The following is a 21,953-nucleotide window of genomic DNA, read 5'->3' on the forward strand; positions in this document are numbered from 1 at the left end:
GTGGCTGACATTTGCCTGATCTCTGCTCACTTTACGATTAATCAGTATATCATCCCCACCAACTTCTAAAGCTCCTTTAATTGGCTAATTATTGGCTAATAGTGACTTCCTGACGCACAGACGAGGTAATCGCCTCTACTAGAAATAATCGCTCACTAAGTGACAACTTCTGGGTTAATTCAACTAATTCTTGAAACGATATTTTTTTGGATATTTCGGAAAATTTATCATTCTGAGCTGGCGAAGAAACCTCACCATAACTTAAAGTTTTGACTGAAGTATTCTGCTCTAAAGTTGTGGTCAGGTCTGCGTGGAGAAGCTCTAAAAATTTAATATCGTTCCCTAGATCGGCTGCCTCATCCTCATCTACATCTTCTATTACTTGCAAACGTTCTTTATAGGCATTGATTTGATGTTCAATGGCTTCTATAATAAACCTTAAATCTTTAAATGATAAATTCATGATACTTGCCTTGGTAAGAATAAATACTCATTTGCCGACTTGAGTTTAAAATCCCCAAAAAGTTATTTTTTTGCTAAAGGCAATTTGATATAAAAAAGTAATCAAATATACTATTAATTATATTAGTAGGTTGGGTTTATCTACTTACACCAACCTCCTATTAACTTATTCTATTTTACAGAAAAATGTGCCTATGAGGTGAAGTGCTTCTTTGTATTTTTCTAGAGTCATCGGTCTACTTGGCTTGAATAACCAATGACCAGCACGGTCATTCACTAATTCCAATTCTGGTGGAATGTCAGTGCCGAATTCTAATTTATACCAATTTTTTCCTGAGCCTGGACTCTCAAAGGTTGATATTCCTTCTGACCGAGACATTCCTCCTGACAACCTTCCTTCTTCTAAAGTAAGCATAACCCATAATTCATCTTGCTGTTCATAAACGGTAATATCTTTATTGGGTCTGACATTATCCATTCTAGGTGAACTAGCATTCTCCTGTCGATACAGCGCAACGGGTGTTTTAGGCATCTTTAAGCTCCATAGTAAAAAATTAACTGGTAACGCAGGATTAGGTTTTTGGGTATAACCTCGCGTTTGAGTACAGAGGCACGGGGGCCTTATAAATTGAGCGTTTAGTTAATTTCGCTTTAGAGCTAAAGTTATGCCTATGCTAAAAACCGTTACCAAAATAACAGGGCGGGCCCTAAAGCCCGCCCCGTCAAACGATCGACTATCGATTAGTAATCGAAGTCGCCGCCGCCCATGCCGCCGCCAGCGCCTGCAGCAGCGCCATCCTTCGGTTCAGGCTTGTCAACGACGATGCACTCGGTTGTCAGCACCATGCCAGCAATAGATGCGGCATTTTGCAGAGCAGAACGAGTTACCTTCGCAGGGTCAACGATACCAGCTTCAAACATATCGACAAACTCATTTGTCGCTGCGTTGAAACCAACGTTGAACGGCTTTTCTTTGACGCGCTCAGCAATCACAGCGCCATTCAAACCAGCATTTTCAGCAATCCGCTTCAGAGGAGCAGCCAGAGCCCGTGCCACAATCAATGCACCGGTCAATTCTTCGCCCTTGAGAGTGCTATTAGCCCACTCTTCCAATTGAGGAGTCAGGTGAGCCAAAGTTGTACCGCCGCCAGGAACAATTCCTTCTTCGACAGCAGCTTTGGTTGCGTTGATCGCATCTTCCAAACGCAGTTTGCGATCCTTCATTTCTGTTTCGGTAGCCGCGCCGACTTTGATGACTGCGACGCCACCAGCCAATTTGGCCAAACGTTCTTGCAGCTTTTCTTTGTCGTAGGAAGACTCGGTTTCGTCCATTTGACGGCGAATTTGTTCGCAGCGAGATTTGACTGCGACTTCGTTACCTTCGGCAACAATTGTGGTGCTGTCTTTGGTGATGGTGACGCGGCGAGCTTTGCCGATTACTTCCAGCTTGGTGTTTTCCAGTTTCAAACCGGCATCTTCGGTGATCAGTTGACCGCCGGTCAATACGGCGATATCTTCTAACATGGCTTTGCGTCGATCGCCAAAACCAGGTGCTTTAACAGCAGTCACGTTCAACACACCGCGCAGTTTGTTGACAACGAGGGTAGCTAAAGCTTCTTTCTCAATGTCTTCTGCAATGATCAACAGCGGGCGGCCGGAACGGGCTACTTGTTCGAGCACTGGTACTAAGTCTTGTACCAAGCCGATTTTCTTGTCTGTCAGCAAGATGAAGGGTTCTTCGAGAATCGCTTCCATCCGTTCGGTGTCGGTGACAAAGTAGGGAGAAATGTAGCCTTTGTCGAAGCGCATCCCTTCGGTGATTTCCAATTCGGTGGTCATAGACTTCCCTTCTTCCAGGGAAATAACGCCTTCCTTGCCCACCTTGTCCATTGCGTTGGCAATCATTTGGCCGACTTCATCGTCGTTACCAGCAGAGATGGAGCCGACTTGAGCGATGGCTTTGGAATCTTCTACTTGTTTGGCGTGTTCGGCAATTTTTTCTACCAAAAACGTGGTTGCTTTGTCAACACCGCGCTTGAGGGCGATCGCATTTGCGCCGGCTGCTACGTTACGCAGACCTTCTTTGACCATGGCGTGAGCCAAAACGGTAGCTGTTGTGGTACCGTCGCCTGCTGCGTCGTTGGTTTTGGAAGCTGCTTGACGGATCAGGGCAACGCCTGTATTTTCTACGTGGTCTTCTAGTTCGATTTCTTTGGCGATGGTAACACCGTCATTGACGATTTGAGGAGCTCCGAATTTCTTTTCGAGAACCACGTTACGGCCTTTGGGGCCGAGGGTTACGGCCACTGCTTCGGCCAAAATGTCCATACCGCGTTCGAGGGCGCGACGTGCATTTTCGTTGTAGATGATACGCTTAGCCATAGTTTTTGGGGATGAGAGGGTTTGAGATTTTGGATGGGGGATGATGGATTTTAGTCATTTGTCCCGTGTCATTAGTTGTTTGGCGGCGTTCGCTTTAAACTAATGACTGATGACTAAGGACTAAGGACTGATGACTAATGATTATTAGTTAACGATCGCCAGAATGTCTTTTTCTGCAAGCAAGACGTATTCGTCTGTGCCGAGTTTGATGTCGGTGCCGGCGTACTTCGAGTAGAGAACTTTGTCGCCGACTTTGACTTCCATTTCAATGCGGGTGCCGTCGTCATTGCGCTTGCCGGGGCCCACGGCCGCGACTTCGCCTACTTGGGGCTTTTCCTTAGCTGTGTCGGGCAGAAGGATGCCGCCGGCGGTTTTTTCTTCGCTAGCGCTTACTTTTACGAACACGCGCTCGCCTAACGGTTTAACGGTAGAAACACTCAGTGATACTGCTGCCATAAATAAATCTCCAGATTACAGATTGTCGTCAGTCGTCAGGGGTCACGATGAAAGCAACAGCGGACTACTTACAACTGACATATTAGCACTCTCGACTCCTGAGTGCTAATTTAGCTCTAGAAAGGGGCGATCGCAACTTAGTTGTCAGTACGGGTTCCCGAACCGAGCATGAGTTGAGGGGAAGGAGAGGGGGGAGTGCAGGGCTGTTTCATTCTCCAAAAAACGAGGATTTTGTAGGGGTAGTGCCCCCGTGCCTACCCTCCCCACCGACGATTTTTCGGTTATTTCATAGGTAGGGGCAGCCACGGGGGGCAGCCCCTACAAGAGAATGAAACCGCCCTGGGAGTACAGGCTGTGGTGATGACTTTAGACCGCTAACCAATTACTTTTGATTGATGAATAAAATGACAGAAAATAACGAGGAATCTTGCAGCCAAGGCTTGAGCGCTTGCGTCCAAAGCCTGGGAATCTCTCAAATCGAGCGGCATATTTTTATCTGTGCCGACCAAACCGTGCCCAAGTGCTGCGATCGGCAAACAAGTCTGGAGGCGTGGAATTACTTAAAAAAACGCTTGCAAGAATTGGGCTTGGACAAGCCAAGTGCCACTCGACCAACCTGCGTCTTTCGCACGAAAGCCAATTGCCTGCGAGTGTGCGCGTCTGGCCCGATTATGGTAGTCTATCCAGACGGAGTGTGGTATCGCGACGTTACTCCACCCGTCATTGAGAGAATTATTCAGGAACATCTTCTAAACTCAAAAGTCGTTCAAGAATACGCTTTCTTGACTCATCCTTTGCCAGTGCCTGCTGAGGCGGAGCAAAACGTCTAATTATAGCGCTGTTAAAGTACATGGGTATAATTAAAGGTTAAATTTAAGGTTAAGGGTGAGAATTTGAGACAGTTTGGCTTGCGGGCGATCGCACCTGCTACAGCTCCATAAAACTGTAGTTAGGTTCTTGTCTTCCCTGTGTGGCTTCCCGTGTTCCTGGTGTTTCTCAAAAGGTACACAAAAAAAATCGATCGGAGGAACTGAGAAATTTTTGCACAAAATTTCTCAGTGGCAGACACTCAGGAGGTTGCCAAACTACACTAGAAACAGTTAAATACGTAAGTAGGGAGTCTGCTTAAATTTCTCTATATCAGAAGTATCATTTAAAACCGGGGCATTGACCTGAAATTGAACCGATCGAGATTAAATATTTAACTTGCGCTCTGTTAGGCAATCTCCAATCAATCAAGGCTGATCTTGACAGGGCGATCGTCCATTACTGGTTTTGGCTGCGTTCCAGGTCGTAAGACACTCACAAACAGCCGTCGATTACAGGTTGGGAAGCGGTAATACCCGCCCCGCTTTCCCTCACCGCCATCCCTTCAGTCGATCGTCGTCCTCCACTCCCAGCCGGGTGGCGGGGGACTGACCGAAAAAACAGAAGTGAAAACAAGGAAGTATGCGGGATACTTTAGCGGGAATAAACATGACAAAGGACAATAATTCAGGAGAACAAAAACGGCTGATGCTGGTTGACGACGACCCCAATTTGATCTTGCTGGTCAAGGACTACTTGGAGTTTCGGGGTTACAACGTCATTACAGCAGAAAACGGCAGAGACGCTCTGGAAAAACTAGAACAAGAAGTTCCCGACTTGATGATCTGCGACGTGATGATGCCGGAAATGGACGGCTACACTTTAGTCAAACACATCAGAGAAGACCCTCGCACGAGCTGGATTCCGGTTCTTTTCTTGTCCGCAAAAGGTCAAAGTTCAGACCGAGTAAAAGGCTTGAGCACTGGGGCTGACGTTTATATAGTCAAGCCTTTTGAACCAGAAGAACTGGTGGCCCAAGTGGAATCTTCTCTGAAAGCTGCATCCCGCTTGATTAGCCACTCAAATCCCGGTATGGACAGTGGCCCAAAAATTAAGGCGCGCCGCAATGTCGAATTGACTCCCACTGAGTTAAAGGTCGTACAGTTGCTAGCGCAGGGTATGGCAAACCGCCAGATCGCAGACGTGATGAATGTCAGCCAGCGGACAATCGAAAGCCACGTCAGCAATATGCTGGGCAAAACAGGTCTGCACAACCGGACAGAGTTAGCTCGCTGGGCTCTTGAAAGCAAAAAGGCTTGAGCTGAGGTAGTCTGCGCTATGAAATCAGGGGAGCAAAATCTACTGCTATGCGCTTCGGTATGCCTGCTTGGCTGTAGGGCGGTGGGCACGGTAGTTTGAAGGCGCCATTAACCTTGACACGGCAGCCGGTATTAAGTTACTGGGCGTATAGTTTGTGAGGGCCCCTCGCTCAAATGCAAGCAGGGTTAAAAGAGCCCTCTGGCGGTAGAGCCGAAAATATGAAATACTGGGGAGATGGAGTTTTCTGAAGTCTAATCTATTGCCTCAGTTAGCTCCATGTTGCTAAAATGTGATATTTAGATTAACTTCTTTCTACAATTATTAGGTCTAAGTTTCTATGACAAACTTAATGAACCGCCTTTCTATTTTTGTGGACGGGAACAATATGTTCTACGCTCAACAAAAGAACGGTTGGTTTTTTGATCCTCGCAGGGTGCTCGAATATTTCAAAACTTCGCAGCCGAATGTCATCTTGATCAATGCTTTCTGGTATACGGGTCTGAAAGATCCCCAAGATCAAAGGGGATTTCGAGATGCTTTGATCAGTCTGGGTTACACGGTTCGCACTAAAATTCTTAAGGAATATTACGACGATGCTTCGGGCAGATATTCTCAAAAGGCTAATTTAGACATAGAAATTGTGGTTGATATGTTTAATACCGTGGATCAATACGACCAAGTTGTGCTGTTTAGCGGGGATGGGGATTTTGAGCGGGCGATCGAGCTGCTCCGCTCGAAAAATACTCATATTACTGTGGTATCAACCGAAGGAATGATTGCTAGAGAGTTACGAAATGCTACAGATAGGTATATAGACCTAAATGAAATTAGGGAACATATCGAGAAGATGGATTATTAGTCAGTAGTTATTAGTCGTTAGTCATTAGTCGTTAGTCAGTAATTATTAGTCATTAGTCAGTAATTATGGGTTATGGGTTATTAATTATTCGTTATTGGCGCGAAACACGGGATTGGTGTCCCCGCCCAAAAACGCATACTTGCTTTCCGATTGGAGGCGCCAGTAGCCCAAAATTTTAGACTAAGGTTCAAGTTCCCAGATTCATCTGTGGAGTAAATCTAAAATCTAAAATCTAAAATCTAAAATTGACTGACTGGAGGCTAAAATCCAGAAAAACGGACAAGTAAAAATCAGGAAAACACTTTTTAGAGCTATGAAAACTCAACCAAGTCAAGACCGGATTATTATTTTCGATACGACTTTGCGGGACGGAGAACAATCTCCGGGTGCATCTCTGAATGTGGATGAAAAGCTGACGATCGCTCGCCAGTTAGCGAGATTGGGCGTAGATGTGATTGAAGCGGGTTTCCCTTTCACCAGCACGGGAGATTTCGAGGCAGTCCAAAAAATAGCCCGATCGGTTGGCACAGAAAATGGACCGACAATTTGCGGTTTAGCGAGGGCGAGAAAGGAGGATATTAAAACAGCAGCCGAGGCTCTGAAACCCGCGGTAAATTCGCGAATTCATACGTTTCTGGCTACGTCCGATATTCACTTGGAGTATAAGCTGAAAAAGACGCGGGCTGAGGTTCTGGAAATTGTGCCGGAAATGGTAGCTTACGCTAAGTCTTTTGTGGATGATGTGGAGTTTTCGCCGGAAGATGCTTGTCGTTCGGAACCGGAGTTTTTGTATCAGGTTCTAGAACGAGCGATCGCAGCGGGTGCAACTACTGTTAATATTCCCGATACTGTCGGTTACACGACTCCGAGCGAGTTTGGGGCTTTGATTCGGGGAATTAAGGAAAATGTGCCGAATATCGATCGCGCAATTATTTCAGTTCACGGTCACAATGACTTAGGATTGGCTGTTGCTAACTTTTTGGAAGCTGTGAAAAATGGCGCCAGACAGTTAGAATGCACGATTAACGGGATTGGTGAACGGGCGGGAAATGCAGCTCTGGAAGAGTTGGTAATGGCGCTTTACGTGCGGCGCCAATATTATAATCCGTTCTTGGGCAGGGCTGCAGATTCTGAGGAACCGCTGACAAATATTGACTCGCGCCAAATTTACAAAACTTCGCGCTTGGTTTCCACTTTGACGGGGATGTTGGTGCAGCCAAATAAGGCGATTGTCGGCGCAAATGCTTTTGCTCACGAGTCGGGAATTCACCAAGACGGGGTGCTGAAAAATAAGCGGACATACGAGATTATGGATGCTGAGTCGATCGGCTTGACGGAAAATCAAATCGTCTTGGGCAAATTATCCGGCCGCCACGCATTTCAGACTCGCTTGAAAGAGTTGGGTTTTGAAATGGCCGACGATGAGCTAAATAAGGCTTTTGTCAAGTTCAAAGATTTAGCGGACAAGAAAAAAGAGATTACTGATTGGGATTTAGAAGCGATCGCCAATAACGAAGTGCACCAAGCACCGGAACTGTTCCGGTTAGAATTGGTACAGGTTTCTTGCGGTGACAAATCGCGGCCGACAGCAACGGTCACAGTGCGGAATCCGGCGGGCGAAGAATTGACCGATGCTGCGATCGGCACTGGGCCTGTGGATGCGATTTACAGGGCAATTAACCGGGTGGTAAACGTACCCAACGAGTTGATCGAGTTTTCTGTACAATCGGTAACAGCGGGCATAGATGCGATCGGCGAAGTAACAATTCGCTTGCGGCACGAAGGCAAAGTATTTTCCGGTCACTCAGCAAATACCGACATTATCGTAGCGTCCGCAGAAGCATACATCAGCGCTTTAAATCGCCTGTATCAGGCATTGCAGCATAGTGCTGAAAAATCTTCGGAACAGCCAACTACGATCGCAAATCAAGTTGTTGCAAAAGCACAGCGCTGATAAATTTATTGTCAGCCATTTTTCTTGAAACCAACCGCAGACGAACCCAGATCGAAGCAGATAAATCTCAATTAATCTGCCTTAATCCGGGTTTATCTGCGGTTTAAAATTACTTTTTTTACTAATAACCAAATCTTCAAAAATGCAAGACGAAACTTTAAAAAAAGAGCGGCAATTCCACGATGCTTGGGCATCCACAATCGATATTGACGGCATTCGAGTTAATGATTACTTTGAAGCTTGTACCGCCCCAGAAAATAGATTTATCGTCCAGCAAATGGGCGATATTACAGGAAAACGCCTGTTAGATTTAGGCTGCGGCGCGGGAGAAAATAGCGTTTATTTTGCTAAAAAAGGCGCCAATTGTGTCGCGGCAGACTATTCTCAGGGCATGGTAGAAGTTGCTCTGAAATTGGCTGAGAAAAACGGCGTCAAAATAGACGGCTGCACGGTGAATGCAATGGCTATAGATTTCCCGGACAATAGTTTTGATATTGTTTACGCTTCTAATTTGCTGCACCATTTGCCGGAACCTGAAAAGGCAATTCGCGAAATGCACCGCGTGCTAAAACCTGGGGGTAAAGCTTGTTTTTGGGACCCGATGAAGCACAATCCGGTGATTAATGTTTACCGTAGGATGGCTACTGAGGTGCGGACGGAGGATGAAACTCCTCTGGATATTAATATTGTGAATTGTGTTAAGTCTTTGTTTTCGGAGACGGCTTACGATACGTTTTGGCTGACATCGCTTTGGATATTTTTACGCTTTTATTTGATCGAAAAAGTGCATCCCAATGAGGAGCGTTATTGGAAAAAGATTATCATTGAACAAGAGAGATTGAAACCGGAATATTCTAGGTTAGAAGGGTGGGATGGCTTTTTGAAGAAGTTGCCTTTGATGAAGCGCTTGGCTTGGAATTTGGCTGTGGTGGCAACGAAGTAATTAAAAGAAGTACAATAAGTCAAAGCATTTAATTAAGAGGCTAATTATGCCAGAAACTATTACTGCTATCTACGAAAATGGGGTTTTGCGTCCCTTGAGTCCTTTGTCATTGAATGATGGGGAAACTGTGCAAATCACAATTGTAGCGGAAGTTTCGCAGGAAGAACTCAAGGGCGATCGCGAAAAGGCGATTAAGTTGAGGGATATACAAAAATTGATGGGTTTGCCAACAAAACAGTTTAAGCTAGATGCAGCCGCCGAACAAAAGCGGCGCGAACTGTTTGAAAAACTTAAGGGAAGAGTGGGAAAACCTCTTTCTGAAATCGTTATTGAGGATCGCGGCCCGTGGTAAATGCCTATTTCTTAGACACCAGCGCTTTGGTTAAACGGTATGTGCCTGAATTGGGAAGTAATTGGATTCAATCAATTACTGTTCCTGCCGCCGCTAACTTTCTAGCTATTTCTCAGATTACTTGGGTGGAGGTATGCAGCGCTTTTTCACGCCGTCAACGAGAGGGTAGTCTATCTGGCGATGAGGTTGACCAACTTATGGGAGATTTTCGCACGGATTTTGACAACCAGTATGAAGTTCTTGAAGTCGATCGCACTTTGATAGAAACAGCGGGCGCACTGGTGATGCAAAACCCGCTGCGGGCTTATGATTCTGTGCAATTAGCGTCAGCTTTGCGCGTTCAATCTACTCTCCTTTCCGTGCCAGAAACTCAACTAATTTTTGTTTCGGCGGACAACAGATTGCTGGATATTGCTCAGTCGGCAGGGTTGGCGATTGACAATCCTAATAATTATCCGTAATCAAGCTGTCTGTAGCGAGGATGCAAGTCCTCATAAAAATCAGAGGGCTAAAGTCATCACTAGAAACTAATTTTAGTGCGATCGTTATTTATAGGATTTCTTTCAAAGTTTTAACTAATATTTGATTCTGTTCCTCCGTACCTACACTAATCCGTAATTTGTCTTCTAATCGCGGCTGATTGAAGTATCGAATCAATATTCCCCGTACTTTCAGTGTTTGATAAATTCTTTCTGCATCGCCGTTTGGTGGCCTAACTAACAAAAAGTTGGTTTGCGAAGGCCAAACGTCAAAGCCTAATTCCTTGAAGCTAACGGCTAGTTTTGCTCGCGAAGCCTTAATCTTTTCGGCGTTGGCTATTTTGTGGTCTTGATCTGCGATCGCAGCCGCCCCCACTGCATAGGCTAAAGCATCCACATTATAGCTGTCTTTGATTTTATTTAATTCTGCCAGCAGCGCCGGATTTGCTATGCCAAAACCCAGCCTCAATCCTGCCAGGGAATAACCTTTTGAAAGCGTCCTCAAAACTATAACATTACTGTACTTTTTTGTCAAAAACAAAGCATTTTCCTCGGCGAAATCTACATAAGCTTCGTCGATGACAAGAATGCCCGATAACTCTTTAGCCAGTTTCTCCAAATCTGCAACAGATATGGCTGTTCCCGATGGACTGTTTGGCGAAGCTATAAATGTCACTGCACCCTGGGCTGCTATTAGCAAATCGACGGGTAACTTGTAGTCATCGGGATAAGGAACTTCCACAAACTTTACATCTTGAATTTCTGCCAAAGTGCGGTACAATACATAGGTTGGCGCGGGACAAACAATCTGTTTCCCAGATTCGCCCACAGCGCGAACTATCAAATTTAATAAATCGTCGCTGCCGTTACCTACAACAATCCAATCGTCAGCAACTCCCAAAACTTGACTAGCAGCAATGCGGAAAAGTTTGCCAGTCGGATCTGGATAGCGGCGCAGCATTTCTCCGTCTATTTCCTGAAGCACTTTTAAGGCTTTGGAAGAAGGCGGATAGGGATTTTCATTAGAATTTAGTTTAATAATTTTTGTGCCTAGCGGGGGCTGTTCCCCCGGCACATAGCCAGACATTTCGTGGATGTTTTTGCGAAAGTAATTCATCTATTATCTGCGTTAATCTGCGTTAATCTGCCTGCATCTGCGGTTAAAAATATCATATCAAACAATTAGTGACTATCCGCGTTATACCCAAATCAAGTAACTTTTGCATATCCGCTCGAGCGTCCACCGTCCAGGCCACAATGTCAACTCCCTGACTCCGGCTTTCTTGAATTAGTGCGGGGTTTTCCAGCAACACGCGATACAGACTGCTAATCAAATTATCCCGATGCGCCACAGCTTGAGCTAATTGAGTTTTGTATGCTTCTAGATTAGCAACAATATGTCCGATCGCCAAATCGCCAGATAGCCGCCGCACTTGTTCCAGAAATCCATCGTTAAAGGAAGTAATAACGCATTTATGTTGGAGCTCTGCGCCCTTCAAAGTGTTGACAAAATCCGCGACATCTGAATCAGACCACTCGCAGTGCGGCTTGACATCAAAGTAAAGAAATTTGTCAACATTTTTGAGGATAGCTAATGATTCTTTTAAGGTAGGAATTTTTTGTTGTGAAAATTCATCGCTAAACCATTTTCCCGCATTAAGTGTCTGCAATTGGGACAGAGTTTTTTCCCTAACTTTGCCAGAAACTCCAGTTATTCTATCCAGTGTTGCGTCATGAAAAATCACTGGTACGTTGTCGGCGGATAGCTGGATGTCAAATTCGATCGAATGAGCGCCACGGGCGATCGCCAGTTCAAAAGCTGCTAAAGTATTTTCGGGGGCGATCGCCGAAAATCCCCGATGTGCGATAATTTCTAAATTCACTGTCTTGTGCCCTCTAAAAAATCTGCCACAGTTTGATTAAAAGTTTCCGGTTCAGTCAAAAAAGACCAGTGATTCCCCGGTACTTTGGCAACGGTAAGATTTTTCAAGTATCTATGGTATGGCTGCATTTGCCAAGCCATGCGATTTACGCCTTTTTCCGGCTGTACAAACAAAGTTGGTATCTCAATATTTTCAGTTAAACCGGCAACTTTCATCACTTCTGCGAATATCTGATTTCTGGCTGCAATCGCAAATTTACTGCCCCAATTTCCGTCTGATTTTTGTTCGATTTGCTGTTGGAATACCATTTGCTGCACATCACTCCAATCTGCGTATTCTCCCGATTGTTTTGCTGCTGCTTCTGCTTGGGATAAAGTCGCAAACGGGCCCACACATTTGAGACAGTCTAATTTTCGGTAAACAATTGGCAGGGTGAGTTTCATCGCCGCGGGCATTTTGGTGATGAAGATGGGGTCTACTAAAATCATACTGCAAAAGCGATCGGGATTTTGCCGCGCCCAAATCGGTGCTAGTTTTCCCGTCCAAGAATGTCCTAAAATGTGGGCGTCTGGCCAGTTGAGATGTGCCATCAAAGCTTCTAAATCTGCGATCGCACTTTCAAAAGTATAGCCTGTTTTCGGTTGGCTACTTTCTCCGTGACCGCGCATATCGGGCGCTACAATATGATAGCGGTTGGACAAGTAATTGCCCAAGCTAGTCCAGACACACGCACTATCTGCTAAACCGTGCAGCAGCAGCAAACGCGGAACTTTTTCTTCCCCTGTTTCTGGTTGCCATTCTAGATAGGAAAGTTCGATTTCTGGTAATTGCAAAGTCTTACGAGTTGGCATGATTAGGGTGTTTTATAGTTGGATAAATTTTATTTCACCTCATTTATAGTATTTTTATGAACAGGCAAGATGCCTGTTCCACAAAGAGTGAATTTTCTTGTAATTTTTTCATAAGCAGGCAATATCCCTGTTCACAAAGAATAATTTTTCTTGTGGGTGGGTGGGCTGGGCTTCTAGCCCGCCCTTCGGACTTAACCTTTGCCCTTCAAACTCAACAAGATAAACTGAGTTTTCTGCGCTTCATCAAAATTGTCATCGCTGACCAAAACTAGACTCTGGCTGCCATCTGGCAAGCGCGGGCCAAGGGTCATCCCCTCTAAATTGTACAGCGGAATTCCGAGTTCGCTTAAGTCTAGGAGCAACTTTTTCTTAACAGGTTCCACCGCCACTCGTCCTTTGAAACTCTGGATTCTCGAAGTATCTGTAGCCGCCCCAACTGCTATTTGATAAATTCTAGCGCTGTACCCCGACAGTCCAAAAGAACGTTCTAAACTCAGAATCTGACCGCCACCTACAGTTACTAATTCTGTTAAACCGTTCAAAATAGTCATGGGAACTTGGTCTAAGTTGTAAAGATTTTCCGATACTAATTGCGGCGTTTTATCGACGATAACATAATGTAAAAGACGGAGTTTGCTTGCCTGTTCCGGGTCTAAATCTTGCATTAAGGGCGCTTCCGTAGCTGCGAACAAACGAAACGGATCGAGACCGCCTGGACTAAAGGTTTCTGGGTCGATGGTTAAAGATTCAAAACCTAAATTTTCCAGCACTCCTTGCTGCTGTTTTTCATCGCTGGCATCGGGAATATAGCGCTTTGGTATTGGCAAACTTCCCCGCAATTTCCCAGTTTTGAGGTCAAACTCTCCTACAAAAGGAGGGATGCCAGCATGAGTGACGCCTTCGCTGGCGACAAATACTGAATTGCGGGGAGAAAGGGCGATGCCTTCGGGATTGATGGAACCCCAAGAGAAGGTTTCACCGTCTGCTTTTTTGAGGGAGGTAACACCTTCAACGGTAACTTTTTTCAGGCCAATATTTGCTGGGTTACTTGATGTGAGGTCGAGTCGGAGACTGTAAAATCTGGCTTCTCCGTTTTCGCTGGGGTCGTCGGAAAGAGCGTAAAAGCGATAAGCTTTGGAAGTGACTGCACTAATACCTTTGGGGTCGTAGGTAATTCCTGATAAACCGCCGACTGGTACTCCTTCAAAATTCATTTTTGGCAATTCGTACTCGCCCAAAAATTCTAGGGACATTTCTGGAAAAGAGCGGTCTTTTGCAACTGCGGGAGGGGGGGCGCAAGCTGTGCAAACAGTTAAGAGAATTAGGGCTAGACTGAATAAGCGTAAAATACGCTCGCCCAGCGTCTTTAAATGCCCATAATTGCTCAGCACGGTAATTTTTATTTTGTTGCTCTTGTTCAATTGTTTACTTTTGTGCCATCTTTGTGACATAATTTATACCGTTTTGTAGATATGCAAAACTTGATGTTTCGAGAAGGAATGCCGAATCGCGGCAACCAAATTTTTAGAATGAGAAGTTCTGTACCAATTGGGTGCTTGCTTTTCCTGTGGCTGTGTGCTGGTTCTATTGCTAGCGCCCAAACTAATCCACCAGGTCTCGATCAATTTTCCCCTAATCCTCTAGAAATTACCACACCCGATCCCCTAGCTCCCGCTAACGAATCTTTGAGCAACACTCAGCGGGACGAACTGACAGCGGCTTTGGAAGAGTTAAACTTAGAAGCAGCGGCTAAACTGCAAGCTGGAGACGGCGCGGGTGCTTTTGAAATTTGGTTCCGAGAATTGCGGCTGCGGAGGTATCTGGGCCCGGCGGCGGAAATTGCTGCTTTGAGTCGGGTGGGAAGTGTTGCTTGGAGTAACGGTAAAAACCTCGAACTACAGCTTATTACTAAACGGTTGCAAGCAATTCAAAAACAAGTCAAATCTCAAGTACCACTTAATACTGAGTTGCTTCCCGCCTTCGCTGCGGCTTTTCAGCAGGTGCGCGCTAAAGGCCCGACTGTAGAAGTTTACCAAGAAATTCTCGAAAATGCGCGCCAAAACCAAGATATATTGGCTCAAGGTCAGATTTTGAAGGCGATCGGGCTTATTCATATCAATTGGTTGAGTTACGATAAAGCGGCTCCCGTGTATGAGGAATTGGCTACTTTAATTCAGGAAAACCGCGCTTTATTTGCTGCTAATTCTGCTGTGCAAAATTCTGCTGTTGTTGCGGGAAACGGCGCGCCGCCGCAACCTGTAACTCCTCCAACTGAGGTAGATACTCTGAGACAGTTGGCCTATGTTTACCAGCAGTCGAAACAACCCCTAAAGGCGATCGCAGCTAGGGAAAAACTAGCATCAGTGTATCTTAACTTACAAAATCCCAGCGCTATACCACCGCTCAAAATTGCGATCGCCAGCGATTATCAAACCATAGGCCAAATCAATTTAGCAGCTCAATACTATCAGGAAGCATACAATTTAGCCGTCCCCATTCAACAGTATGCCCAAGCTAGCGAAGCTTTGGATAAATTAGCATTGCTTTATCGATCGCAAAAGCAGTGGGAGCCTACTTTGCGGATTTATCAAATGCAGTTGCTGTTAGAAGAGCGGGCTTACAATTTCTACGGATTGATGAACGCTTACGACAATCTCGGTCAAGTTTATCAAGAGATGAAGGCTTACGATAAAGCTTTGGAATCCTATCAAAAAGGGTTGGACGTGGCTAAAAGATTGGGACACAGACAAGAGTATTTTGCTAAGAAAATTCAAAAAGTTAACAAGCAATTGCAAAGAACTTCGTAGTTGTCAGCCGACAATAATGCCAATTTGCAATGTGAGTAATTTTAATGCAGTAAGGTGTGCAATGCACACCCTACAAAACTACTTTTGACTGGTAACTTTCTCGCGACACATAATAATATACTACATCTGTTTCGTAGTAATGAGCATTTTTTTCATATTTCATGCCAACTTTCTGTATCACCCGCTGAGAGGCGATATTTTCTGGGCGGGCGATCGCAACTATTCTCTCCAACTTTAATATTTTAAATCCATAGTTGAGACTAGCAAAAGATGCTTCTGTCGCCAATCCTTGATTCCAATAAACTTTGTCTAGCGCATAGCCCAGCTCAACTTCCGGTGTCTGATCCAGAAAAGCCAGTCCGCAGCGACCAATCATTTTACAGTCTATTTTATGTACTAAAGCCCACATTCCGAAGTTGTTTTGTTCCCAACGTTTGAGCATGGTATGAATGGCAATTTCTGTTGCTTCTCTCGTTCTAACTCCTGTGAGGTATTTCATTGTTTCCGGATCGCTGTAGATGCGGTACAGATCGTCTAAGTCCTCTGGCCTAAATTGTCTCAGATACAATCTGGCTGTCTCTATTTCTTGCATAAGTTATACCCAAAAAGGCTAATACACTTTCATTGGGACGACGGTGAAATGTAAAATCAATTTCTTCAATGCAGTGAACTGCATTTTGAAAACCCAGCATTTGACCAGCAAATAAAACCAGTGGCCAACTCTATGTCTAAAGGCATAAAGTGGCAAGTAGCGGGTATCCGCTGTTGTAATAAATACGGGTGACAGAGCGCTGTCAGGTTGGATAATTTGCTGGATCTGCACAATATTTCCTCATTTGACTGACTCTATTTGCTACAATTATTAGTTGGATATATTGTACAGCTTTTTTGCTCAAAGCTGAGCGAACTGATCTCGCCCGCCCGCCCTACAAGCCGCGCAGCGAAAAAAAAGCTCGATATCCTCACAAAAAGCCGCCGAATTTAGCAGCATAATAGCTTCTGCAATCTAAAATCTAAAATCTAAAATCTAAAATCGGATGACCCTTTCCTCACCAGTAGCAGACACCAAAAACAAATCCGGCCAGGAAACAGACTGGCGGTTATTCATGAGGTTGGCATCTTATGCAACCCGCAGCAAACGCTTGCTGATTATTTCGATCGCACTATTAGTACCGCTAGCAGTCTCAGGAGCAATTCAACCCATTCTCATCGGACAGGCAATTTCGGTAATTCGCTCGGAACCTACCTACGAATTCTTGCGGGGAGTGCCTTTATCTGCTGCCTTGAATATTTTGGCTATTTTGCTCATGCTAACTATAACACTTAGATTAGCACTGCAATCACTTCAAGGCTATTTAGTCACGAAAGTAGGGCAAATAATTACTACTGATATTAGAAATGATTTGTTCGCGCACGTCACATCGCTAGCAGTGAGATTTTTCGATCGCACTCCTGTCGGTAAACTGATGACTCGCCTCACCAGCGATGTAGAAGCTTTGGGAGAGGTTTTCTCTTCAGGGGCGATCGGCATTGTCAGCGATTTATTTTCAATTTTAGTAATTGCCATTTTCATGTTTACCATGCAGTGGCAACTAGCTTTAATGTTGGTCCTGATGATGATACCAATTACCGCAGTCATCATTTATTTCCAGTACCAATATCGCATAGCAAATTACAATACCAGAGAAGAACTTTCCGAACTAAACGCCCAACTGCAAGAAAACCTGACTGGTATTGGGGTAGTGCAGCTATTCCGCCGCGAAAGATTCAACTCCCAATTGTTTCGCGTCACCAATAAACGCTACATTAAAGCAGTTGACAAAACTATATTTTACGACTCAGCCGTATCTGCGACATTAGAATGGATTGCTTTAGTGGCGATTGCAGCAGTTTTGTGGATGGGCGGTCAAAGGGTTTTAGCTGGTAATCTTAACTTCGGTACTCTCTCGGCATTCATTTTATTTGCTCAGCGTCTCTTCGATCCGCTGCGGCAATTTGCTGAGAAATTCACTGCAATTCAGGCAGGATTTACCGCTGTAGAACGCATTAGCGATATTCTCAACGAACCGATCGAAATTAAAGATCCAACTAGCGGGAAGAAGGAAGAAGGAAGAGAGAAGAAGGAAGAAGGAAGAGGGAAGAGGGAAGAAGGAAGAAGGGCAGGTTATTCACCGTTGTTTATAACTGGACATCCAGAGGCAACGGCTTACAACTTGTCTCCGTTCGATCGCGAATTGGCAGATAATCATCAAAATCCAGCAAGTTCAGAATATCGTTTAGTGCCTAACAATCCCCAATCACCCCCCGCCAACCCCCCCAAGCTTCGGGGGGGAGAAAATGCCAAATCGCAGAATTCTGAATCGGGAGAAATCCAATTTGACAACGTGTGGTTTGCTTACAAACAAGACGAATATGTCCTGCAAAACCTCAATTTCACCATCAAATCCGGCGAAAAAGTAGCATTAGTGGGCCCTACCGGTGCTGGCAAAAGTTCGATTATCCGTCTCCTGTGCCGCCTTTACGAACCTAGCCGAGGACGGATTCTAGTTAATCATGTCGATATTCGGGATTTGCCTCAAGCAGAGTTACGCAGGCACATAGGCGTGATTATCCAAGATGGCTTTCTATTTGCTGGTGACGTGAAGAGCAATATCAGCCTGGGAGAAAGTTACTCGATTGAGGAAATTCAAGCAGCAGCAGAAAAGACAAATGTTGCCCGTTTAATCGAACAGTTGCCTCAAGGTTATGACACGCAATTGCGGGAACGGGGAACCAATCTTTCGGGGGGACAAAAGCAATTATTAGCGTTTGCTCGCGCGGCCATCCGCAATCCCAGTATCTTAGTTCTAGACGAGGCAACTGCTAGTTTGGATGTGGGGACGGAAGCTTTAATTCAAGAAGCTCTAGAGCGTTTGATGGCGGACAGAACGGCGATAATTATTGCCCACAGGCTCTCGACTATCCGAAATGTCGATCGTATTTTAGTGCTCAAACGCGGCCAATTAGTAGAGTCTGGTAGCCACGAAGAGTTGTTGCAGCTAGAAGGTTTGTATGCCAGTTTGTACAAGTTGCAAATGCTGGGAAGTTAATATCTGAAGGAAGGCACGACACGGATTTTGACACGGATACACGGATGAATTATCGATAAGAGGGAAAATTATCCGAATACCCAGATACCCGAATTCTTGAAGAAGTCGGGTATCTCAAAGAATCTAAAATCTAAAATCGCAAATCTAAAATCGTCTCACTTGCCTGAAATCATTTTCCCCAGGGTCTCCGGCAAGTGAATTATATGTTGGAAAAGCTGATTTGGACCGATGCCAAACAATAACTGCATCGCCAGCACAATTGCTGCTAAACCAATCGCTGTACCGATGCTGGCTTTCAACACTTTAAACGCCCAATTAAAGACTAGCCAAGATACAAGTAATGAAGCAATTAAGATAATTAGTTCTATTGGCATATAACATTTTTAACTTGATTTTAACTCTACATAACTTACGCATCAATACCAAAGAAACCGGGTTTTTTATCTGTGTTAAAGGCTTAAATGCAATATTTTCGTAAAAACCTGGTTTCTGCGTCCAGGACTACTCTACTTATTACTTCAAGCAATACTGCCGCGCTTTCGTGTTTCCTTATAAGAAATTCCGACATTTTTTAAGCCGGCTTTAATCATTTGCTGCTCTAACAAAGCGAAAAAGCGACTTCGATCGCCCCCCGTCACTACCGCTTGATTGTGAGCTTCTGCTAGCGTCACCGGATACCCGCCGCCTTTATGTACTTGAGCCAGCATCATTCCTAATGCTAAATCGAGCTGTGCTGTATCTTGTGTTACCCATTCCGGCACTTCTATTCTAGCAATTTCTGTCCCCACGTGAACGTAACAGAAATAGACGGAATTAAGACCGTATAAATCTAAAATTCGAGCTTGGGATTTCCACAAAGGGCTTCTTTGTCCCGGTGACAGGATTGTTGCCCACAAGATGGCGTCCCGCAAGGGTTCAAATTCTTGACAAGGTGCTTTTTCGGCGAAAGAAATTGTGGCGGCAAATCCGACGTTCGGGCAATTTGTCATGCAGTCTGGTACTTCGTGGGTGCAAGCTTCAAACCGCAAAAAAGATAAGCTTTCGCTGCTGCGAGAAGCGCTTAAGTATCCTAACAGCGGAATTCCTGCTAAACGCAACTTGTCCCAAGCTTCTAAAATTGGTAGCAAAATTTGATCGCGCGCTTCGCTGGGTAACTGTTCCAAAAACCAATAAATCAGGGAACCGTCTACCATGGCTAAAGCTGGCGCGGGCAATTTATTGTCGTTAACTTTTGCCCAATTGCAGCCCATTTCTGCTAAGGCAATTGCTTCGGAAACTGCGCGCCGATATCCCATCCATTCTTCGGTTCTAATTCCCCACTGTCGCGAACCGTACAAGTCTTCTGGTTTGTAGAAAACCTCCGGCACGCTGTCTAAAACTGGGTGACGGCTTTGGCCGTAGTGCAGCATGACTGTGCCGACGTTTAGGAGGTAGCAGTAAGCTATTTCGTGATGGTTGGGGGAAATTTGCGATCCGTCTGTGGCAAAGACTGTGTGAGAGGCGGGGGGTGCGGTGATGTAGGTGCGATCGGACAATGGCTCGATCGGCGTGGCAGCATTGAATAAAGTGCGATCGCGCCAATTCTCTTGCAATTCCACCAATTTTTCCTGTTCCGCTGCTGCCTTTACCAGCAAATTCTGAGCCACTTCCAAACGTTGGCGAGCCGCGTGAGCTTCCACATTCAAATGTTGGCTCATTCCCTGCATTGCCTTGGCTGCTTTAGTTAAATCGAGCATTGGTTTTAAGTCTCAATATTAGAAAGCTTTCAAGCTGAGAAATTATCAAAACACTTTTCAAACTTTGGGTGCTGAAACTTGGTTTCTTGTCAGACACGCGGTTTGATTAACTAAAATACTTCGTACCAGCCCGCAGAAATAGTAAAAAACCTGGTTTTTGAGGTCAAGAGTACCTGAAAAAAAATCTTTTTTTTGTTGATCGCCTTGCTTTTATGAGGGATTTCTGTTATATTTATCTTATAATGGGATGGTGGCCAAAATATTATTTTGGCCACCATCCCATTATATTAAAATACCATGTCTACGCCGCAAAAGTCAACAAAAAAGATGTAAAATTTTGTGATTTTTTTTGACTCTGAAAAGCGAAAAAAATCACCACTGTAAACCAATCTAACATCAACAGTCGATCGGCAGCCAATCGGCAAAATCTCCGGCAAACTGGGACAGAGAAAGCAATTGAACTGGTGGATTTTGAGCCACAGATTCCCGTTCGGGCAAAGTATTGTAACCCCAATCAGCCAAAAATAACCTCACCTGAGATAAATCCGGCTGCTGCTTCACCGACAGCAAAGTTTTTAACCGGTCTTCCACAAACCAAATAGTCGAATCATTACCAGAGGCTGCCAAAAATTCCCGCAAAATTTGGTGTTTAGGCTTGTTGTATTCCTTACCAAAAATCAACTCTGACGGCATTTGTACCCCTGCTAGCTGCAAAAGTTCTCGCACAAAACGGCCTTCCTTTGTAGTGACGATCGCCACTTTCACCGAACTCTCCTGCAACGAGTGCAAGCGATCCGCAACCCCTGGATAAAAGCGGTGCAAAGACAGCCACCCTGCTAAATCCTCAGCAATCCAATTATCGCGCAATCCGTCTAACATAGCGCCGACAGACTGCGCTTTCAAATTATTTTCGGTCAACAAATACGGTACTATATTGGGCCACTCTAGCAAAATTTGCTCTGGGGAAATTCCTGTGAGTAGTGCGCGGATTAGCAGCGGCATTTCCCAACCAGTTTCGATGGCGGGCCGCACTCGGTAAAAACTCAAAGCTAAATCTGGATCTGGTACTGTTTCGACTGGTTTCCAGATTTGACAGTAGGTACGCCAAGCGGTTTGGAAATATTCGATTAGTCCGTCACAAATCACACCATCAAAATCAAGAGCTAGAATTGTCGGAAAGTTATTAGCCATCAATCGATTTTAGATTTTAGATTTTAGATTTGGGATTGAAGAATTGAAGAAGTTGAGAATTGAAGAAAGCGATATCACTGATGAATCCGGGGACTTGTTATCGGATACTATTTTTTGGTGATGCCAGGATAAAGACGGGGGCTTGTACCCTGGCTGCTTTCGGTCACTGGATTGAATCATTGAAGAATTGACATCGATTTTAGATTTTAGATTTTAGATTTGGGATTGAAGAATTGAAGAAGTTGAGAATTGAAGAAAGCGATATCACTGATGAATCCGGGGACTTGTTATCGGATACTATTTTTTGGTGATGCCAGGATAAAGACGGGGGCTTGTACCCTGGCTGCTTTCGGTCACTGGATTGAATCATTGAAGAATTGAC

The 21,953-nt window shown here is 44.8% G+C and carries 21 protein-coding genes; 9 read left to right on the plus strand and 12 right to left on the minus strand.

Features of this window, described 5'->3' with window-relative positions:
- Positions 1-88: 88 nt before the first annotated feature.
- The 4 genes from QT979_RS07375 to groES form a co-directional block, all read right to left on the minus strand.
- A complete protein-coding gene (locus QT979_RS07375; RefSeq protein ID WP_333308976.1) occupies positions 89-463 on the minus strand; it encodes a hypothetical protein in 375 nt (124 codons plus the stop codon).
- A gap of 165 nt (positions 464-628) precedes the next feature.
- Complete coding sequence (locus QT979_RS07380) at positions 629-994, minus strand: Tse2 family ADP-ribosyltransferase toxin (RefSeq protein WP_333308978.1); 366 nt, start codon at positions 992-994, stop codon at positions 629-631.
- A gap of 209 nt (positions 995-1,203) precedes the next feature.
- A complete protein-coding gene (groL, locus tag QT979_RS07385; RefSeq protein ID WP_333211804.1) occupies positions 1,204-2,844 on the minus strand; it encodes a chaperonin GroEL in 1,641 nt (546 codons plus the stop codon).
- A 144-nt stretch (positions 2,845-2,988) separates the two neighbouring features.
- Positions 2,989-3,300, minus strand: coding sequence for a co-chaperone GroES (gene groES, locus QT979_RS07390; RefSeq protein ID WP_332945088.1), 312 nt, complete (start codon positions 3,298-3,300; stop codon positions 2,989-2,991).
- A gap of 404 nt (positions 3,301-3,704) precedes the next feature.
- On the opposite strand from groES, the gene QT979_RS07395 reads away from it, so the two are divergent.
- From QT979_RS07395 to QT979_RS07425, 7 genes are all read left to right on the plus strand, one after another.
- On the plus strand, positions 3,705-4,130 hold the full coding sequence (locus QT979_RS07395) for a ferredoxin (protein ID WP_333308980.1): 426 nt from the start codon (positions 3,705-3,707) through the stop codon (positions 4,128-4,130).
- 646 nt (positions 4,131-4,776) lie between these two features.
- A complete protein-coding gene (locus QT979_RS07400; protein ID WP_333081102.1) occupies positions 4,777-5,427 on the plus strand; it encodes a response regulator transcription factor in 651 nt (216 codons plus the stop codon).
- A gap of 337 nt (positions 5,428-5,764) precedes the next feature.
- Positions 5,765-6,286 carry a LabA-like NYN domain-containing protein gene (locus tag QT979_RS07405; protein WP_006633075.1) on the plus strand — a complete coding sequence of 174 codons (522 nt, stop codon included), beginning with the start codon at positions 5,765-5,767 and terminating at the stop codon, positions 6,284-6,286.
- A gap of 313 nt (positions 6,287-6,599) precedes the next feature.
- Positions 6,600-8,240, plus strand: a complete 1,641-nt coding sequence (locus tag QT979_RS07410) for a 2-isopropylmalate synthase (protein ID WP_333308982.1) — start codon at positions 6,600-6,602, stop codon at positions 8,238-8,240.
- Positions 8,241-8,382: 142 nt separating this feature from the next.
- Positions 8,383-9,183 carry a class I SAM-dependent methyltransferase gene (locus QT979_RS07415; RefSeq protein WP_333211801.1) on the plus strand — a complete coding sequence of 267 codons (801 nt, stop codon included), beginning with the start codon at positions 8,383-8,385 and terminating at the stop codon, positions 9,181-9,183.
- A 46-nt stretch (positions 9,184-9,229) separates the two neighbouring features.
- Positions 9,230-9,535: an antitoxin family protein gene (locus QT979_RS07420; RefSeq protein WP_333308984.1), complete on the plus strand. Its 306-nt coding sequence runs from the start codon at positions 9,230-9,232 to the stop codon at positions 9,533-9,535.
- Positions 9,529-9,996 (plus strand): type II toxin-antitoxin system VapC family toxin, encoded by a 468-nt coding sequence (locus QT979_RS07425; protein WP_333308986.1) that lies wholly within the window; start codon positions 9,529-9,531, stop codon positions 9,994-9,996. The genes QT979_RS07420 and QT979_RS07425 overlap by 7 nt, the downstream gene beginning before the upstream one ends.
- 88 nt (positions 9,997-10,084) lie before the next feature.
- Here QT979_RS07425 and hisC read toward each other — a convergent pair whose 3' ends face one another.
- From hisC to QT979_RS07445, 4 genes are all read right to left on the minus strand, one after another.
- Entirely contained in the window at positions 10,085-11,131 is a 1,047-nt protein-coding gene (gene hisC / locus QT979_RS07430) for a histidinol-phosphate transaminase (RefSeq protein WP_333308988.1), read from the minus strand.
- Between the two features lie 52 nt (positions 11,132-11,183).
- Positions 11,184-11,897, minus strand: coding sequence for a glycerophosphodiester phosphodiesterase family protein (locus tag QT979_RS07435; protein ID WP_333308990.1), 714 nt, complete (start codon positions 11,895-11,897; stop codon positions 11,184-11,186).
- Positions 11,894-12,748 (minus strand): alpha/beta hydrolase, encoded by an 855-nt coding sequence (locus QT979_RS07440; protein WP_333211793.1) that lies wholly within the window; start codon positions 12,746-12,748, stop codon positions 11,894-11,896. Before QT979_RS07440 ends, QT979_RS07435 begins: the two co-directional genes overlap by 4 nt.
- 191 nt (positions 12,749-12,939) lie before the next feature.
- Positions 12,940-14,169, minus strand: a complete 1,230-nt coding sequence (locus tag QT979_RS07445; protein ID WP_445304758.1) for an esterase-like activity of phytase family protein — start codon at positions 14,167-14,169, stop codon at positions 12,940-12,942.
- Positions 14,170-14,220: 51 nt separating this feature from the next.
- Between QT979_RS07445 and QT979_RS07450 the strand changes: the two genes are divergently transcribed.
- On the plus strand, positions 14,221-15,555 hold the full coding sequence (locus tag QT979_RS07450; RefSeq protein ID WP_333308995.1) for a tetratricopeptide repeat protein: 1,335 nt from the start codon (positions 14,221-14,223) through the stop codon (positions 15,553-15,555).
- Between the two features lie 70 nt (positions 15,556-15,625).
- Here the strand turns inward: QT979_RS07450 and QT979_RS07455 are convergent, their stop codons facing one another.
- Positions 15,626-16,147 (minus strand): GNAT family N-acetyltransferase, encoded by a 522-nt coding sequence (locus QT979_RS07455; RefSeq protein ID WP_333308997.1) that lies wholly within the window; start codon positions 16,145-16,147, stop codon positions 15,626-15,628.
- Between the two features lie 445 nt (positions 16,148-16,592).
- Here QT979_RS07455 and QT979_RS07460 point away from each other — a divergent pair, with 445 nt between their 5' ends.
- Positions 16,593-18,644 (plus strand): ABC transporter ATP-binding protein, encoded by a 2,052-nt coding sequence (locus QT979_RS07460; RefSeq protein ID WP_333211787.1) that lies wholly within the window; start codon positions 16,593-16,595, stop codon positions 18,642-18,644.
- A 155-nt stretch (positions 18,645-18,799) separates the two neighbouring features.
- On the opposite strand, the gene QT979_RS07465 is transcribed toward QT979_RS07460, so the two are convergent.
- The 3 genes from QT979_RS07465 to QT979_RS07475 form a co-directional block, all read right to left on the minus strand.
- A complete protein-coding gene (locus QT979_RS07465) occupies positions 18,800-19,018 on the minus strand; it encodes a hypothetical protein (RefSeq protein WP_242720424.1) in 219 nt (72 codons plus the stop codon).
- 144 nt (positions 19,019-19,162) lie between these two features.
- Positions 19,163-20,380: a DNA double-strand break repair nuclease NurA gene (locus tag QT979_RS07470; RefSeq protein ID WP_333309000.1), complete on the minus strand. Its 1,218-nt coding sequence runs from the start codon at positions 20,378-20,380 to the stop codon at positions 19,163-19,165.
- Positions 20,381-20,776: 396 nt separating this feature from the next.
- The gene (locus QT979_RS07475) at positions 20,777-21,571 is read right to left on the minus strand and encodes an HAD hydrolase-like protein (RefSeq protein WP_333309001.1); all 795 of its coding nucleotides are present in this window, start codon (positions 21,569-21,571) and stop codon (positions 20,777-20,779) included.
- Positions 21,572-21,953: the final 382 nt, after the last annotated feature.

The sequence above is a fragment of the Microcoleus sp. w2-18bC1 genome, assembly GCF_036700365.1.
GTDB lineage: Bacteria > Cyanobacteriota > Cyanobacteriia > Cyanobacteriales > Microcoleaceae > Microcoleus.